Below are 15,959 nucleotides of genomic sequence, written 5' to 3'. Positions count from 1 at the left end.
CTTCAAATTCTCCTATCCAGTTTTTCCTCGGTATATCTCATGTAGGAATACCCGGTATACCGGTTTGTGCCGCTCCGGATGCTATCCGGTACGATGTAGTATCCCGGTGTCGGCTTCGGACCGTATAGCAGCAGTTTTCTCATTGTCCACCGCCGGTATCTCTTCCTCTCCGGTTTTGGCCGGATTAAATTCCGGCTGGTGGAATAGCTGTACTCTTCTTTGGTCAGCTTCCGGGGGAGACCTTTCTTCTTTCTCTCTTCCTCATCCGGCACCTTTGCCATATACTGGGCGAGCTGTTCAAAGCCGCCCTCTTCATAGAGGTTTGAGAAAAATATCCTTCCATGCTGCCAGCACTCCTTGATTAATACATCCGTGTCTGCTCCTCTGATTCTGTTCATGATCATGTGGATATGTATGCCGCCTCTGGCTCCGATTTCAATTACTCTCATCCATTTCAGTTCTGCTCCGAACTTTCGGTAGCGTCTTGCCAGCTTTCGCAAAACGTTATTCAGGTCTTCTTTCACTCCCTGCATATCCTTCCGCTCTCCCTTCCGGTATGTGAAGGTCAGCCAGAAGTCATTTTCCACGAAGTTAGCTTTTATCGTCCTGCGGATTCTATTTTTTTTGTTAATCTGATTCTGCAATTCTATCTGCCAGGGGGAAGGTCTCTCTCTTGCGGCTCTCTTCTCTCCCTTTGCGCCGTAATTTCCTTCCCACTTATACTCATACTCAATCGAGCTGGGAAAGTTATAAATATCAACACAATATGCCATAGCCTTTGTCCTTATCTTTAATATTCCTAATCGAGTTGCGAAACAGGTCTGAAATGCCCTGTTTCCTTGCATTTTTGCGGCTTTTATGGTATATTGTTCATGCGGGAAGTTTGCAATTCGCCAAATTACTTACAACCCACTTGAGGACGTGCGCCACACGTTCTCTTTTTTTGTCTATCCTGCAGCATCCACCACCTGAATGTAGACATAATCTCCGTACATTTCTATCCATTCGTAACACCCCTCCAGCGTATCTCTGTATACATCAATGCTTGTCCCGTTGCGGATGGTCTCGCCCCTTCCGTCTCCGTCCAAGTCGATTCCATCACCGGTGTCGGTGAAATCGAAATATCCGATAAAGTCACCAATTCCGCCATCTTCTGTGACTGAATACATGATGATTGCCTTTCCCAGCCATTCTTCCTTACCGGCTACGGATAATCCCTCTACCGGCCAGCTACCATTCCGGCACTGGTTTCCAGTCCATGTGTAGCAGGTGCACCGGATGAGGAACGGTTCACCGAGCGGATTCTCCTGTTCCTGCGGTTGCACCGGTGCAACTTCCATATTTCCAACGGCATTCATAGTCTTTGCGGTGAAGCTGTTTACTTCTCCGGACACTTCCTGTGGTGATGTCATCCACATGGTGAAAAGGAAAACTGCTACCGCTATTGCCATTAATGTGATTACTCTGATTCTGTAGCGCATTTTTTCTTTCTCCTTATCTCCTCACTCATTTCCTGCACTGCTCCAATTGCTTCTTTCAGTGCGGTCTCCATCAGATGGTCAGCACTGACATCCTGCTTTTTAATCTCTTCCGCCGGCATCCCTGATATGATCATGTACCATACGCATTCGTTCCGGTACTTGTCCATCAGTTCATTAAGTCTGTCTGTAATTTCCTTGTCCTTTTTCTTCTTTTCTCTCCACTTCTTAAAAAACATATCTTTTTCTTTTCCTTTCTCTTTCTCGCTTCTGGAAGCCCGATCCAAATATGAATGTCTCCATCGATACTATCTCTCCGGTCTTTCTCCGGTATCTTGTGCTGTACCAGTAATCTCCGGCTGAATCTTTGTAATAATCCGTGATTCTTCCGTTTTCCTTTTCTGTTGAGCCGATATATTCAATACTCCGGTTCTCAGTTTCCCAGCCTTCCCGGCACTCCAGGCTATATGCTCTCTGGTATGCCTTCTGCAATTCGCTGTTCTGTATTTCCCTGTACTGGTTTTCCATTCTCTTCACCCTTTAAAGAATTCTTATAAGTATCCAGTGCAGCACGGTAAATATAGTATGTAGTTCTGCCACATCCTTCTCTTCTCACAGCGTGTCCTATAGGCAATCTTCCGGTACTCATTAAATACCGGACTGTATCATTGTCCATATTCAGCTCTGTTGCTGCCTGCTTTACTGTTACCCGTTCAAGTATTTCCTGTTTCATTGTTGTTCTCCTTATGCTACTGGAAGCTCTTCTTTTTTCTTCTCTGCTGCTTCTTCCTTTTCTTCTACTCTTCCAAGAAGATACCCTAACTCATACGTTGACATCTTCGGGATTGCTTCAATAAGTTTTTCTACAACCTCTTTTTTCTCTTTCATCATATCTTCCATCTCCTTTCTATATGTTTTGCTAACTTTGTAATCACAAGATAGCACACATTGTTATCATTGTCAATATATTTTTGTTGACAATGTGAGCACTGCATGATATTTTATTTTTACAGGAGGTGATATAATGAATGAGCGTATTCGTGAATTGCGTGAATTTTTCGGAAAAAGTCAAGAAGATTTCGCTCAATCCTTAGAGCTTTCAAGGAACTATATTTCGCTTGTAGAAAATGGACAACGAAATATGTCCTCTCATACTATTAAGGTGTTATGTACCTTATACGATGTGAATGAGAACTGGCTTCGTACTGGTGAAGGTATGATGTTTGTTGAAAAAACTGAGGATGAAGAAATTTCAGAAATGCTCGCAGATATCCAGCTTTCTGGTAGCAGCTCTTTTAAGCACCGTCTTGCTGTAGCTCTTGCCAGACTGGATGACGATGGTTGGAAATGGCTGGAAGAATTTGTAAATTCAATAGCCCTGAAACCAAACGATTAATAAAAGAACCAAGGACAATGCGCAAGTCCTTGGTTCTTTTATTATTTGACTATTTTTCTAACATATGAATATATGCATTTTATAACTTTTATTTTATCACATTTTTTTACGAGTCTTATGATTTCCTTTTTTATCAGGTCCTTTTCCATAACTCAAGCCCCCTTTCTGCCATGAGTTTACCACTGCTTCTCCCCACAGAAAAGTGTTTCGCTTAAGAATTCCGAATATCCGGAGAAATTCTAAACATTTGGCTTATTTCTTCTATCTTTCGCACAATTCTATTCTGTATACAAATCTCTAATCCTTACCCCCATTGCTTTTGCTATTTTTTCTAAAGCTCTCAGTGTTGGTGATGTTCTTCCGCTCTCATAGTCATACAGGGTGCTTTCTCCTATCCCCGTCAGTTCTGCCAGCTCTGGCATTGTGATATGTTTCTCCCTTCTGATTTGCCAGATTAGTACTTCCATGTAAATATTCTATCATTGTGCCTGCTGCACATCCACCGGTAATATATTCCATTTTGGTTTATCTCTGTCTTTCTTCATTCTTCTTGACCTTTGTTCGTATTTCTTCTATAATGTTCGTATATTATTTAAGGGAGGTAGTTATATGTATTATTTTATTTGGATTGGTTCCATTCTACTTGATTCTTTTTTTGTTTCTCTTTTCTATCAGGAGTATCTCCGGCGGCATATCATTAACCCGTCCCCGATTCCTACCCTCATATTTGCAATTGTATTATTTGTAGTAACTTTCGCATTAGATTGGCATTTTGGCAATCTCTGGTTGAAGCACGAGGCAAAAGTGGAGCGAGAAAAACGTAAAAAATGAATTTTTATCTATTAGGGGTAACATGTTTGTTACCCTTTTTTTACAACTATTTGGAGGTGTTAAGTTTGAAATTACCTAATGGATATGGTGGAGTTGTTAAGTTGCCCGGCAAGCGGCGTAAACCCTATGCCGTTCGTGTCTCTTATCTTGAAGAACAACCAGATGGAACTATAAAGCGCAAAAGAAAATATCTGGAATTTTTCACTAAACGAGACAGTGCACTTGCTTATCTCGCAGAATATAACAATGGTTCTGTTGTTTCTGAACATCAAAAATATACTGATGTTCCAACCTTTGCAGAAATGTATGAAAAATGGAAAAAATATCGTTGTTCATTGAAAAATAAGCCGGGAGCTGCTACCTGGAAAAATTATGATATTGCTTTTTCAATGTACGCTCCAGTTCATTCCAAAAAAATTATATCTATTCGGGCGCAAGACCTCCAGGACTGCATTACTGCTCACAACAGTAAATCCCGCTCTACAATAGGAAATATGCGTGCTATCGTTCGTGGTATGTGGAATTATGCAATTGCCAATGAATATACCGAAAACGACATTACCCAACGACTTGTTTTTGAATATACGGATCCGGACACTCCTGTTCATACAAGATTTACTGATGCAGAGATTACTCTTCTTTGGAATTCCTTAGGAGTCATTAACAATGTAGATATTATTTTAATTTATATTTATACTGGGCTCAGACCAGCAGAATTATTAGAAATCAAATCGGAAGATGTGCATCTTGACGAGAGATATATGGTTGGCGGTATGAAAACAGAAGCCGGTCGCAATCGTATTATCCCTATACATGAAGCTATTGTTCCTTTGGTGGAACGTCGTCTTGAACAAAAACGTCCATATCTCATCACAAATAAATACGGTAATATGTATACTCGTGCTGTTTATACAGTAAGTAACTGGCTCACTGTCATGAATAAGCTCAACCTCAACCATGCCCCGCATGATTGTCGATATACCTTTGCGTCCCTGGCAGATAATGCCCATATGAATGAAACCGCAAAGAAAATTATCATGGGACATTCTATTTCCAATAAATCCGGAACCGCATTTAAAATTGGCGGCTCTGGTGATGTAACACAGAACGTATATACCGAAAAAACAATTCCAGAATTGATAAAAGAGGTCAATAAATTACCTGTAATTTTTGTGTAACCCACTTGCAACCCACTTGCAACCCACTTGTAACCATCGACCTCGTTTTACCCCGTTTTTTCTCCCTCTACGAGAATATTCTGACAATTAAAAAAGCCCCGAAACATAAGGTTTCGGGGACTTCCTTTCTATTATTAGCAAACGCCCTGGGCGAGCATAGCCTCAGCTACTTTTTCGAAGCCTGCGATGTTAGCTCCTGCTACATAGTTACCTTCCATGTTGTAACGTTTTGCAGCATCATCAATATTATGATAGATATTTACCATAATCTGTTTTAACTTAGCATCTACTTCTTCGAATGTCCAGCTTAAACGCTCTGAGTTCTGGCTCATCTCTAATGCAGAAGTTGCAACTCCACCTGCGTTAGAAGCTTTACCACAGATGAACCATACTCCGTTATCCTGTAAGTATTTGGTTGCATCTAAGGTTGTAGGCATGTTAGCACCTTCACAAACTGCTTTACATCCGTTTGCTACTAACTGTTTTGCATCATCGATAAGGAGCTCGTTCTGTGTAGCACATGGAAGAGCGATATCACATTTAATCTGCCATACGCCACGGCCTTCATGATATTCTGCACTCTTTCTTGCAGCAGCATACTCAGTAAGACGAGCACGTTTTACTTCTTTTACTTCTTTTAATAATGCAACATCGATTCCTTCCGGATCATAAATCCATCCGGTAGAATCAGAACAGGTAACAACTTTTGCACCCATCTGCTGCGCTTTCTGGATAGCGTAGATTGCAACGTTACCAGCACCAGATACAACAACTGTCTTACCTTCCATAGATTCACCATGGCATTTCATTAATTCTTCTGTAATGTATAAAAGACCATATCCGGTAGCTTCTGTACGAGCTAAAGATCCACCATAGGTAAGTCCCTTACCTGTCAGAACACCTTCGTACATTCCACGGATTCTCTTATACTGTCCAAACATGTATCCGATTTCTCTTGCGCCTGTTCCGATATCTCCTGCCGGAACGTCAACGTCAGCGCCAATATATTTGCAAAGCTCGGTCATAAAGCTCTGGCAGAATGCCATTACTTCACGGTCTGATTTTCCCTTAGGGTCAAAGTCAGAACCACCTTTACCACCGCCGATTGGAAGTCCTGTTAAAGAGTTTTTAAATACCTGCTCAAATCCTAAGAATTTGATGATTCCGATATTTACGGAAGGATGGAGACGAAGACCTCCCTTGTACGGTCCAATAGAATTGTTGAACTGTACTCTGTAACCTGTATTAACCTGAACCTGTCCCTTGTCATCTACCCAAGGTACACGGAATTTAAGCTGTCTATCCGGCTCGGTTATTCTCTCAAGTAATGCTTCTTTACGATATTTCTCCTCATTTGCTTCGATTACCGGTCTTAAAGACTCCAGTACTTCTTCTACTGCCTGAAGGAATTCTGGCTCAGAAGCGTTTTTTGCTTTTACTCTTTCTAATACTTCATCAACGTAGCTCATATTATATCTCCTTTACATATTAATTTGAGTATTATATATACATCAACACTACTATTTTAGTATGAAATGAATTTTTTCGCAACGTTTTTTTCATATTTGTGTCAAAAACTTTATACTTTTGTGTACTTTTTCTTCTTTTTTGCAAGTTTTGTACCAGGAAAATTCATTTTTGTAATTAAAAAGAAGTAGAAAACAGTTTTTTATTTCCCTTTTCCACTTCTTTTTTTGTATAAATATACTATTTTTTATTTTTCAGATATGGTTCATATTTCTTCTGGAAGAACTTCACCAGTTTTCCCAGTGTTCCAATCAGAATCTCACTCTCCTGGTCACTCAGGCTCTCCTTGATATCATGTATCATATTGCTGTGAAAACGTGCATGATGCTCATATGCCCGGACTCCGGAATCGGTGAGTGATACACGGACTACCCTTTTATCCCTGTCATTTCTGCAACGATTTACATAACCTTTCTGTTCCAGTGCTTCAACAGCTTTTGTCAGGGTTCCTGTTGTAACATTCATCCTCGCCGCCACTTCCGACATCCGCTTTGGTTCATCCAGACCAATTGCTTCAATAATATGCATATCATTTCCGGAAATGTTCATGAATTCTCCGGAGATTAAGCATTTTTCCTCAATTTCCATCAAATCATTAAACAGCTTTACCAGAATGTCATTTAAGGTTTTATCCGCATTCATTCTTATCTCCTTTTACCAGACCAGTACCGCTGCGCCCCATGTGAGTCCGCCGCCGAAACCAGCCAGTACAACTTTATCTCCTCTATGTATCATACCATGCCGGTTGATATTATCAAGCAAAATCGGCACACTTGCTGCCGAAATATTGCCACATTCTGTCAGATTTACCGGGAATTTTTCCATCGGCTGTTTCAATCGTTTTGCTACCGCCTCAATAATTCTTAAGTTTGCCTGATGTAATACGAAAAGCGAAATTTCCTCTGCCTTTAAATCTGCCTCTTCCAGCACCTTTGTAATGGTTGCCGGAACCGTGCGGACAGCAAATTTATAAACCTCCTGTCCATTCATGCTTACATAACCCAGAGGACTTTCCATCTTATGATATGGATTATTGACCGGACGGTTCTCACATGCCAGTACCAGTCCCTTCGCACCATCTGAGCCCTGCACCACATGGCAGATATTTTCTTCGTCTGCCCGGACTACCGCTGCTCCTGCGCCATCTCCAAAAAGAACACAGGTACTGCGGTCATTCCAGTCCATAATTTTAGAAAGTACTTCTGCTCCGATTAAGAGTGCATTTTTAAATCTGCCACTGGCAATATATGCCTGTGCTGTACTCAATGCAAATAAGAATCCGGAACATGCTGCACCAAGGTCAAAGGCTACGGCATTCACTGCTCCGATTTCCCGCTGCACTTCACAGGAAAGTGTCGGCACAAGATGATCCGGTGTTACCGTCGCTGCAATAATAAGTTCCACTTCTTCCGGCTTCATGTCTGCATCTGCAAGTGCTTTTTTTGCAGCTTCTGTGGCAAGTGATGTTGTTGTCTCTTCCGTTGCAAGGTGTCTTGTTTTTATTCCTGTTCTGCTGGAAATCCATTCATCGGAAGTATCCATAATCTGACTTAAATCGTCATTGGTAATTTTTCTTTCCGGTAACGCGCTTCCAGTTCCACATATTCGAATGTTCATGCTCTGCTCCTTTAAAATTTACGGAAACGTTCATAACGTGCTTTTGCAATCTCTTCTCCGCTCTTTCCTTCATATGATTCTAAAAATTCGCGGATACATTTATGCATATAAACTGCAATGGAACTCAATGCCTCATCATCTGCTCCACCATACTCCGGTATAATTTTCTCGATAATGCCAAGTTCTAAAAGATCCTTTGCTGTTATCTTCATTACTTCTGCTGCTTCTTTGGCACGCTTGCCATCCTTCCAGAGAATAGATGCAAAGCCTTCCGGAGAAAGTACGGAATAAGTTGCATTCTCCATCATGCAGACTTCATTTCCAACTGCCAGTGCCAATGCACCACCACTTCCGCCTTCTCCTATCATAAAGGTAATAACCGGAACTTTCAACCCTGACATTTCATAAAGATTTCTTGCAATAGCTTCTCCCTGTCCGCCTTCCTCTGCTTCCATACCGCAGAATGCTCCGGCTGTATTAACAAAGGTGATAACCGGACGATGGAATTTTTCTGCCTGCTTCATCAGGCGGATTGCTTTACGGTATCCTTCCGGAGACGGCATTCCGTAATTATGACGCATGCAGTCCTTCATGTCCTTTCCCTTCTGGATTCCGATTACCGTAACCGGTTGTCCGTCAAGGTATGCGATACCGCCCACAATTGCCGGGTCATCCCTGTAATAACGGTCTCCATGAAATTCTATGAATTTGGTAAAGATACTGTTGATATAATCCTCTGCGGACAGACGGTCTACCTTACGTGCCATCTTAACCTTTTCCCATGCACTCTTTTCTTTTGTATTGTAAGCGCGTTCCCGCATCAGCTCTGTCGGTCTTCCATCTACTTCAGTTGCCGGGTCAAATTTGGCATATCCACTTACTTTATGCATACGAAGGATTTCATACAGACGTTTCTTTAAATCTTTCCGCTCTACAATGGCATCCACAAAACCATGCTCTAACTGGAACTCTGCTCTCTGGAATCCCTCCGGCAGTTTCTGTCCGATGGTCTGCTCAATTACTCTTGCTCCGGCAAATCCAATCAGTGCGCCAGGCTCTGCTAAAATAATATCACCTAACATAGCAAAGCTTGCTGTTACACCTCCGGTTGTCGGGTCAGTTAATACAGAAATATATAAAAGTCCGGCATCGGAATGTTTCTTTAAAGCTGCTGCTGTCTTTGCCATCTGCATCAGGGATACAATACCCTCCTGCATTCTGGCTCCGCCGGAACAGCAGAAAAGAATAACCGGAAGTTTTTCTTCCGTAGCACGTTCTACTGCTCCCGCAATTTTCTCTCCGACGGCATGACCCATGCTTCCCATCATAAATCTGGCATCACACACACCAATAACCGCATCTTCTCCGTAAATCTTACCTTTTCCTACGGTAACTGCTTCTTTTAATCCGGTTTTCTCACGGACTGCCGTCAGCTTATCGACATAGCCCGGAAAATCCAGCGGATTCGTTCCATGCTCTTCGGCAAACCATTCTTCAAAGCTCTGTGGGTCTAATACCATCTTCAGGCGGTTTCCGGTTTTTACGCGGAAATATGCTCCACACTCATAACAGACATAGCGGTTTCTTACTACCTCTGCTTTGTTTACCATTTTGCCACAGGCTTTACAAAGTACTTCCTCTTTCTTTTTTTCTTCCTGTAAAATACCTTCTGTGGCATCCTTTACAGCTCTATTTTCCTTGATTTTATCCAGTAATCTGCTCACTTTACTCACCACTTCCAATCGCAAATGTCAACTCTGCTGTTGCAGCTATTTTTCCATCTACTGTTGCAGTTGCCTTTCCAATTCCAATCGGTCCCTTTACTTTTATGATTTCTGTCTCTAAAACAAGTACATCCCCCGGAACCACCTTTTTCTTAAATTTTGCATTGCTGATTCCTGCAAAATATGCGGTTTTTCCTTTGAATTCATCCTGACAGAGCATTGCAACCGCGCCGGTCTGTGCCAGTGCTTCTATAATTAAAACACCCGGCATTACCGGTTCTCCCGGAAAATGTCCTGCAAAATAAGGTTCATCAAAGGTAACACATTTTTTTCCTACTGCACGAAGTCCCGGCACCAGTTCTTCAATCGTGTCAATCAGAAGAAACGGATGACGATGTGGGATGATTTCCATAATTTCTTTCGTTGTCAGTACTGACATTGTTCCCTTCTCCTTTATGCCTGATATTTTTTCAGAAGCAGACTTGCATTATGTCCGCCAAAGCCCAGTGAATTGCTGATGGCATATGGCACTTCTTCTTCATATGCCTCTTTGCAATAATTCAGATCCAGTTCTTCATCCGGTATCTCATAACCTACGGTTGCATGAATGTAACCTTCTTCGATTTCCTTTACACAGGTCAGGCACTCGATGGCTCCTGCTGCTCCAAGAAGATGTCCAATCATGGATTTGGTGGAATTAATCCGGATATCCTTTGCATGCTCACCAAACGCCAGCTTGATTGCTCTTGTCTCAAATAAGTCATTATGATGGGTGCTGGTTCCATGGGCATTGATATAAGTAATTTCCTCCGGATTTACACCGGCATCCTTCATTGCATTTATCATTGCGGTTGCTGCACCTGCACCATCCTCTGCCGGAGATGTAATATGGTATGCATCCGAAGAACATCCATATCCGGTTACTTCTGCATAAATCTTTGCTCCACGTTTTTTGGCATGTTCTAATTCTTCTAAAATTACAATTGCGGCACCTTCTCCCATCACAAATCCACTTCTGTTTTTATCGAACGGAATGGATGCATGTTTTGGATCATCTGAAGAAGTAAGTGCGGTTAAAGATGTAAATCCTGCTATTCCAAGCGGAGTAATGCAGCTTTCTGTTCCACCTGCTACCATCACTTCTGCATCACCATACTGGATGGTACGGAAGGCTTCACCAATGGCATTCGTTCCGGATGCACAGGCGGTACTGATATTTAAGCTCTTTCCTTTTAATCCAAACTGAATGGATACATTTCCTGCTGCCATATTGGAAATCATCATCGGGACGAATAACGGATTTACTCTTCCCGGTCCCTTTTCCACTAATTTGCTATGCTCTCTTTCGATTGCCTGTAAACTTCCGACTCCGGAACTGATGGAAGTACCCACACGGTATGCATCCTCTGCTTCCATGGAAAGTCCGGAATCCTCCAGTGCCTCTCCGGCTGCCGCTACGGCAAACTGGCAGAATGCTTCCATTCTCTTTGCAGAGCGGAAATCCATATATTCTTTTGCATCAAAATCCTTTACTTCTGCTGCAAGATGACATTTATAGTCTGTTGCATCAAAATGTGTAATCTCTCCAATACCTACCTTCTGCTGCTTTACTGCAGACCAGAATTCCGGCACATTATTTCCAATCGGGGTAATTGCACCCAATCCTGTTACTACAACTCTACGATTCATGTTCTTATCCTCTCTATCTAAACAATCCATCTCACGTCATTCGTCATCCGCTGTTCTTTCTAAGCTTTTTCATCAGCCAGTATTATTTCTGCATCTACATAGTCATTCCGCCATCTACAGCCAGCACCTGTCCTGTGATATAACCTGCCTCTTCGGATGCTAAGAATGCAACTGCTGCCGCAATTTCTTCCGGCTTTCCGATTCTTCCCAGTGGAATGTTATGAAGCATATTTTCTTTTACCGTATCCGGTAAATCCTTTGTCATATCGGTCTCAATCATTCCCGGTGCTACTACATTTGCAGTAATACCGCGGGTGGAAAGTTCTCTTGCAACACTCTTAGTCAATCCAATGACTCCTGCTTTGGCTGCACAGTAATTTGCCTGACCGGCATTTCCGGTAATTCCGGATACAGATGATATATTGATTATCCTTCCACTTTTCTGTTTTAAGAAATAGCGTGATGTATGATGAATGGTATGGAATACACCCTTTAAGTTTGTCTCATAGACTGCATCAAATTCTTCATCATTCATCTTCATCACAAGATTATCTCTTGTAATTCCTGCATTATTTACAAGAATATCCAGATGTCCGTATTTCTTTATGATATCCCTGATCATGGTCTGACATGCCTCGTCATCTGCCACATTGCACTGATAAGATTCTGCTCTGCCACCCATATCGGTAATCATTTTTACTACTTCTTCAGCCCGCTCTTTACTGCCATTGTAATTTACAATTACCGTTGCTTTGTCTTCTGCCAGACGAAGTGCAATGGCACGGCCGATTCCTTTGGCTGCACCGGTTACCAGTGCTACTTTATTCTCCAACATAGGCTTTATAATCCTCCAGTTTTTCAATGCTTACCGTTCTGACATCCCGGTTGATTTTACGCATAAATCCAGATAAAGTATGTCCCGGTCCGATTTCTACAAACTCATCATAACCGTCTGCAATCAGACGCTCGATGCTCTGCTGCCATCTTACAGAAGAAGATACCTGCTTCTTTAACAGTTCTTTTACCGGTTCTGTTGTGGTAACGTAATCTGCTGTCACATTGGTTACATACGGAATGCTAAATTCCTGCAGCTTTGTATTTTCCAATACTTCTGCTAATTTTTCTCCGGCTCCGGTTAACATGGCGGAATGGAACGGTCCACTTACTTTTAATGGAACCACACGCTTTGCTCCAGCTTCCTTTAATGCTGCACCAGCCTTTTCTACTGCCGCTTCTTCTCCTGTAATTACAATCTGTCCCGGACAGTTATAATTTGCTATAGATACAATTCCTTTGGTATTGCTGCATACTTCTTCAATCGCTTTCGCATCCAGTCCTAAGACTGCTGCCATTGCTCCGCCGGTTGGTACTGCTTCCTGCATAAAGATTCCTCTTGCACGAACGACACGGAATGCATCTTCCATACTCATGACACCGGATGCAATCAATGCGCCGTATTCTCCAAGGCTTAATCCTGCACAAGCTGCCGGTTCTTTTCCACCTTTCTTTAATGCTGCATAAATTGCTGCCTCTGTGGTCAGCATGGCAATCTGTGTATACTCTGTAATATTGATTTCTTCATTTTCTTCAAAACAAAGCTTTGCAATATCAAGTCCGGTTACTTTTGAAGCAAGCTCATATACGGCTTTACTCTCTTCACAGGCATCATAGAAATCTTTGCCCATTCCAATATACTGCGCTCCCTGTCCAGGGAACATGAATACAACCTTACTCATTTTCTTCTCCTTATTTCCGATTCATCAGACGTTCTGCTTCTGATACGATAGAAGTAATAATTTCCTTACAGGACAATTCATCCTGTATCATTCCGGCAATCTGACCTGCCATCAGACTTCCATTTACCACATCGCCGTCCATCACTGCTTTGCGGAGGGAACCAAGGGTAAGCTGTTCTAACTCATCTAATGTTGCGCCTTCTTTTTCCATCTTCAGATACTCACGACTCATCTTATTACGGATGACACGGATTGGATGTCCGGTACTGGAACCTGTTATTTCAGAATCAATGTCTTTGGATTTTATCAGTTTCTCTTTGTAATTTGCATGTACGATAGATTCTTTGGCTGCCACAAATCTTGTTCCCATCTGAACTGCTTCTGCACCCAACATAAATGCTGCAGCCATTCCTCTTCCATCTGCAATTCCTCCGGCTGCAATCACCGGTGCATCAATGGCATCTGCCACCTGTGGCACCAATGCCATAGTTGTAGTGGAACCGATATGACCACCGGATTCCATTCCCTCTGCCACAACAGCATCTGCGCCACCGCGGACCATAAGTTTTGCCATGGCTACACTTGCTACTACCGGAATTACTTTAACACCTGCTTCTTTCCAGAGGCTCATGAATTTGGCTGGATTTCCGGCTCCTGTTGTGACAACCGGAACCTGCTCCTCAACTACCACCTTTGCCACTTCCGGTGCATTCGGATTCATCAACATGACATTTACACCAAATGGTTTGCTGGTGCGTTCCTTCACCTTGCGAATCTGCTCCCGAACCACTTCAGGTGGAGCACTGGCTGCACCGATAATACCAAGTCCACCTGCTTCAGATACTGCAGCAGCCAGATGATATTCTGCAACCCATGCCATTCCGCCCTGGATAACAGGCTCTTCTATTCCTAACAGTTCTGTGATTCTTGTTTTCATATTTTATTCCTCAACGCCCTTTGCTTTTAAGTAGTCAATAACATCTCCTACAGTTGCGATTTTCTCTAAATCTTCTGACGGAATCTCTACACCGAATTCTTCTTCCATGCTCATAACCAGTTCAAACAAGTCTAAAGAATCTGCTCCTAAATCATCCTTGAAATTGGATTCTGCTTTTACCTCTCCATCATAGTTTAACTGCTCTTTGATTAATTCTGCTAATTTCTCTAACATTATTTTGTTCTCCTTTTTTGTCTTTTCTTTGATAATACTTTGAGTTACAAATATTTTGATTATCAAATTATTTGTAACTCAAAGTATATACATAAGCATTTCTGTTGTCAACTATATTTTTACTCAAGGAATAAAGAATGTGCCTTGGCACATTCCCGCGCCTGCGGCGGTCGCTTGCGACATCTACCTTATACGCCGCAGTGTGCATCCTCGCGGAGCGTTTTTTACTTTACAGGAAAGCAATTTCCTGTAAAGCAAAAAAGACAGTGTCGGAACTTTTCTGTTCTTTCACTGTCTTATGTTAGTTACTTCTTTTATTTTTTATCACTTATGCAGCTTTTTTACGATTTGATACTACAAAGTAAACACCTACTAATAATACTCCGATGCATAAGAAGAATACCGGATTGATACCGTCACCTGTCTTCGGTGTGCTGTCCTTCTCATGGCTGCCCGAAGTTACTGTCTTACCGGAATTGCTGTTCTTGGTTGCGCCAATCACATTTCCGCCAGTCACTGCTGTGCCGCCACCGGTTACTGTAGTAGCGGAACCACTTCCGTTGTTGCTGTTGGAAGTATCTGTTGAACCATTGCTATTGGAATTATTTCCATTATCCGGAGTCGGCTGTGGATTCTCCCCTCCAAGGCTCTGGAAACTGATTCCATTTCCGGTTGCATATACCTGTGCCTGTGTTCCTGAATAACCGGAAATTGTGGATGGACTCCAGCTGCTCTGGCTTCCGATTGACGTTACACTTGCCGGAATCAAAATTGTACTGATACTGCTGCCGCTGAACGCATCTGTTTCAATAGTATTAACAGAATCCGGAACTGTCAGTGAAGTAACCGACTTGCAGTTTGCAAAAGCACCTGCTCCGATGGTTGCAGTACTGGTCGCAATTTTTGCACCGGATTTTCCCTCCGGACAACGGATTAACCTGGTCATTGCTTTGTTATATAGACATCCATCACTGGATGCATATGTACCATTTCCTGATGCAACACTGATGGATGCCAGTCTGCTGCAGCCGGTAAATACGTTGCTTCCGATGCTGGAAACGCCAGCCGGAATTGTAATTCCGGTTAAAGAAGTACAATCATAAAATGCTTTATCACCGATGCTTCCTACGGATTCCGGAATTGTAAACTGGGATAATGAACTGCACTCTGCAAATGCCTGGGAACCAATGGATGAAATTGAAGTTCCAATAGATACACTGGTAAGGCTTGTACAGTTATAAAATGTCTCTGCCGGAATAGAACCGATATCTCCTTCTATGCTGACAGAACCAAGGCTTGTACAGTTATAGAAAACTGCGGTTCCCATTCCAGTCACATAAGATGGAATCGTTACACTTGTAATGGATGTATTGGATGCAAATACACCACTTGCAATTGTAGATACTGACTCTGGAATTGTAATTGCTCCACCAGCTCCGCTGTAGGCAACCAGTGTTCCACTGTCATCTACTGTAAATCCATTTTCATCTGTTGTCTCGTCTGCCCGGACTGTCTGTCCCGGCATCACTGCCAGCAGCAAACATACTGCTGCAAAAATAGAAAATCCTTTTTTCAATATCTGCATCTCTCATCTCTCCTAGCTTTATCTGCT

20 protein-coding genes are annotated in these 15,959 nt (G+C 42.3%); 3 read left to right on the top strand and 17 right to left on the bottom strand.

Features of this window, described 5'->3' with window-relative positions; all coding sequences use genetic code 11:
* Nucleotides 1-2: 2 nt before the first annotated feature.
* The 5 genes from DXB39_RS07000 to DXB39_RS14760 form a co-directional block, all read right to left on the bottom strand.
* A complete protein-coding gene (locus DXB39_RS07000) occupies nt 3-773 on the bottom strand; it encodes a rolling circle replication-associated protein (protein ID WP_117841409.1) in 771 nt (256 codons plus the stop codon).
* 174 nt (nt 774-947) lie between these two features.
* Nucleotides 948-1,481, bottom strand: a complete 534-nt coding sequence (locus tag DXB39_RS06995; protein WP_117841410.1) for a hypothetical protein — start codon at nt 1,479-1,481, stop codon at nt 948-950.
* Nucleotides 1,460-1,765, bottom strand: a complete 306-nt coding sequence (locus tag DXB39_RS06990; protein WP_147343720.1) for a hypothetical protein — start codon at nt 1,763-1,765, stop codon at nt 1,460-1,462. Before DXB39_RS06990 ends, DXB39_RS06995 begins: the two co-directional genes overlap by 22 nt.
* 176 nt (nt 1,766-1,941) lie before the next feature.
* Nucleotides 1,942-2,211 (bottom strand): helix-turn-helix domain-containing protein, encoded by a 270-nt coding sequence (locus tag DXB39_RS06980; protein WP_199535122.1) that lies wholly within the window; start codon nt 2,209-2,211, stop codon nt 1,942-1,944.
* Nucleotides 2,212-2,222: 11 nt separating this feature from the next.
* Nucleotides 2,223-2,369: a hypothetical protein gene (locus tag DXB39_RS14760; RefSeq protein WP_158565973.1), complete on the bottom strand. Its 147-nt coding sequence runs from the start codon at nt 2,367-2,369 to the stop codon at nt 2,223-2,225.
* A 133-nt stretch (nt 2,370-2,502) separates the two neighbouring features.
* Here DXB39_RS14760 and DXB39_RS06975 point away from each other — a divergent pair, with 133 nt between their 5' ends.
* The gene (locus tag DXB39_RS06975; RefSeq protein ID WP_117841413.1) at nt 2,503-2,874 is read left to right on the top strand and encodes a helix-turn-helix domain-containing protein; all 372 of its coding nucleotides are present in this window, start codon (nt 2,503-2,505) and stop codon (nt 2,872-2,874) included.
* 278 nt (nt 2,875-3,152) lie between these two features.
* On the opposite strand, the gene DXB39_RS06970 is transcribed toward DXB39_RS06975, so the two are convergent.
* Nucleotides 3,153-3,341: a helix-turn-helix domain-containing protein gene (locus DXB39_RS06970; RefSeq protein ID WP_117841414.1), complete on the bottom strand. Its 189-nt coding sequence runs from the start codon at nt 3,339-3,341 to the stop codon at nt 3,153-3,155.
* Between the two features lie 142 nt (nt 3,342-3,483).
* Here DXB39_RS06970 and DXB39_RS06965 point away from each other — a divergent pair, with 142 nt between their 5' ends.
* Complete coding sequence (locus DXB39_RS06965; RefSeq protein WP_117841415.1) at nt 3,484-3,705, top strand: hypothetical protein; 222 nt, start codon at nt 3,484-3,486, stop codon at nt 3,703-3,705.
* Between the two features lie 65 nt (nt 3,706-3,770).
* Nucleotides 3,771-4,883, top strand: a complete 1,113-nt coding sequence (locus tag DXB39_RS06960) for a tyrosine-type recombinase/integrase (protein ID WP_158565972.1) — start codon at nt 3,771-3,773, stop codon at nt 4,881-4,883.
* Nucleotides 4,884-5,017: 134 nt separating this feature from the next.
* On the opposite strand, the gene gdhA is transcribed toward DXB39_RS06960, so the two are convergent.
* The 11 genes from gdhA to DXB39_RS06905 form a co-directional block, all read right to left on the bottom strand.
* Nucleotides 5,018-6,352, bottom strand: a complete 1,335-nt coding sequence (gene gdhA, locus DXB39_RS06955; RefSeq protein ID WP_022243643.1) for an NADP-specific glutamate dehydrogenase — start codon at nt 6,350-6,352, stop codon at nt 5,018-5,020.
* A 238-nt stretch (nt 6,353-6,590) separates the two neighbouring features.
* Nucleotides 6,591-7,052, bottom strand: coding sequence for a MarR family winged helix-turn-helix transcriptional regulator (locus DXB39_RS06950; RefSeq protein ID WP_117841417.1), 462 nt, complete (start codon nt 7,050-7,052; stop codon nt 6,591-6,593).
* A gap of 12 nt (nt 7,053-7,064) precedes the next feature.
* A complete protein-coding gene (locus DXB39_RS06945; protein ID WP_117698963.1) occupies nt 7,065-8,027 on the bottom strand; it encodes a beta-ketoacyl-ACP synthase III in 963 nt (320 codons plus the stop codon).
* A gap of 11 nt (nt 8,028-8,038) precedes the next feature.
* A complete protein-coding gene (locus DXB39_RS06940; protein ID WP_227700682.1) occupies nt 8,039-9,751 on the bottom strand; it encodes an acetyl-CoA carboxylase carboxyltransferase subunit alpha in 1,713 nt (570 codons plus the stop codon).
* 1 nt (nt 9,752) lies between these two features.
* Nucleotides 9,753-10,190: a 3-hydroxyacyl-ACP dehydratase FabZ gene (gene fabZ / locus DXB39_RS06935; protein WP_117698965.1), complete on the bottom strand. Its 438-nt coding sequence runs from the start codon at nt 10,188-10,190 to the stop codon at nt 9,753-9,755.
* Between the two features lie 14 nt (nt 10,191-10,204).
* Nucleotides 10,205-11,440, bottom strand: coding sequence for a beta-ketoacyl-ACP synthase II (gene fabF / locus DXB39_RS06930; RefSeq protein ID WP_117841418.1), 1,236 nt, complete (start codon nt 11,438-11,440; stop codon nt 10,205-10,207).
* Between the two features lie 94 nt (nt 11,441-11,534).
* Nucleotides 11,535-12,275, bottom strand: a complete 741-nt coding sequence (gene fabG / locus DXB39_RS06925; protein WP_117841419.1) for a 3-oxoacyl-[acyl-carrier-protein] reductase — start codon at nt 12,273-12,275, stop codon at nt 11,535-11,537.
* Nucleotides 12,262-13,176 (bottom strand): ACP S-malonyltransferase, encoded by a 915-nt coding sequence (fabD, locus tag DXB39_RS06920; protein ID WP_117841420.1) that lies wholly within the window; start codon nt 13,174-13,176, stop codon nt 12,262-12,264. Before fabD ends, fabG begins: the two co-directional genes overlap by 14 nt.
* A 10-nt stretch (nt 13,177-13,186) precedes the next feature.
* Nucleotides 13,187-14,113, bottom strand: a complete 927-nt coding sequence (fabK, locus tag DXB39_RS06915; protein WP_022243651.1) for an enoyl-[acyl-carrier-protein] reductase FabK — start codon at nt 14,111-14,113, stop codon at nt 13,187-13,189.
* 3 nt (nt 14,114-14,116) lie between these two features.
* Nucleotides 14,117-14,347 (bottom strand): acyl carrier protein, encoded by a 231-nt coding sequence (gene acpP, locus DXB39_RS06910; protein WP_022243652.1) that lies wholly within the window; start codon nt 14,345-14,347, stop codon nt 14,117-14,119.
* A 328-nt stretch (nt 14,348-14,675) separates the two neighbouring features.
* Nucleotides 14,676-15,932, bottom strand: a complete 1,257-nt coding sequence (locus DXB39_RS06905) for a leucine-rich repeat domain-containing protein (RefSeq protein ID WP_117841421.1) — start codon at nt 15,930-15,932, stop codon at nt 14,676-14,678.
* Nucleotides 15,933-15,959: the final 27 nt, after the last annotated feature.

This window comes from Roseburia sp. OM03-7AC (assembly GCF_003462625.1).
GTDB classification, from domain to species: Bacteria; Bacillota; Clostridia; order Lachnospirales; family Lachnospiraceae; genus Roseburia_C; species Roseburia_C amylophila.
This window is presented reverse-complemented; position numbering and strand designations above follow the sequence as displayed.